Source organism: Streptococcus cristatus (assembly GCF_003943815.1).
GTDB classification, from domain to species: Bacteria; Bacillota; Bacilli; order Lactobacillales; family Streptococcaceae; genus Streptococcus; species Streptococcus cristatus_F.
The window spans coordinates 1-1,132 of the sequence record NZ_RJNA01000048.1 but is presented as its reverse complement, the minus strand read 5'-3'; the positions used below and the strand labels follow the sequence as shown (position 1 = coordinate 1,132).

The following is a 1,132-nucleotide window of genomic DNA, read 5'->3' as shown; positions in this document are numbered from 1 at the left end:
ACTGGAAGATCTGTTCCAGGCTTAGTTGGGTTATTTGGATCGTTTGGATATGGAAGGTTTGGTACTTTTGGAAGTCCATCTGGTACATTTGGTACGTATGAACCNAGNTTCTTGTATTGTACAACTTCTTCGCTGTTAGCGTCGCCAGCTTTCACTGTCTTCGCTGCTACATTGGCCTTGTCTGCCACGAATCCAGTCACAACTGGTGTAGCTTCTTGAGCCAATTCTTTCGTAGCTGGTGTCCATGCGCCGAAGGTTTCAACGCCAGTTACACGGTTACGTTCACCTGTACGTGTGAAGGCTGCTTCTTGAGTCACTGGAGCTTTCAGAGCTGGACGACCCGCTGTTTGACCATCTGCGTATTGGTACTTGATGGTACGAGTAACCTTGCTATTCAATTTAGCTGGGTCTGTAATTGGCTCTTTACCTTGACGAAGAGTAACCACAAATTGTTGGTCCTTCTTATCATCGTTATCGAAGGTCTTAGGTCCCTTGAACTCATCGTTCACCACTTCGTAGCCCTTGTCTGTCAATTCTTTCAGACGGGTTGCGTAGTTAGTTGTTCCGATTGGCTCACCTGACTTACCGCTTTCAACGACCTTACCAACTTCCTTGTTGTTATCATCTTGGTCTACGAAGGTGATAATCGCTTTTTGACCATCTTTAACATAATTGATTGGTGTATCCTGTGTTGGATCACTTGGAATTGGTGGTGGGTTGTAACCCTTGCTTGGATCGCTCGGATCTTTCGGTGTCAATGGTGTTGTGCCATCTGGGCCTACTGGTGTAGTTCCTGGTACATGTGGTACCACTGGAAGATCTGTTCCAGGCTTAGTTGGGTTATTTGGATCGTTTGGATATGGAAGGTTTGGTACTTTTGGAAGTCCATCTGGTACATTTGGTACGTATGAACCAAGTTTCTTGTATTGTACAACTTCTTCGCTGTTAGCGTCGCCAGCTTTCACTGTCTTCGCTGCTACATTGGCCTTGTCTGCCACGAATCCAGTCACAACTGGTGTAGCTTCTTGAGCCAATTCTTTCGTAGCTGGTGTCCATGCGCCGAAGGTTTCAACGCCAGTTACACGGTTACGTTCACCTGTACGTGTGAAGGCTGCTTCTTGAGTCACTGGAG

General features: G+C 46.5%; 1 protein-coding gene. It reads right to left on the bottom strand.

Translation table 11 applies throughout. From position 1 onward, the window contains the following. The coding region (locus D8872_RS10895) for a mucin-binding protein (RefSeq protein WP_446677442.1) at positions 1-1,127 on the bottom strand (1,127 nt) is incomplete at its 3' end. Between the last annotated feature and the right edge of the window lie 5 nt (positions 1,128-1,132).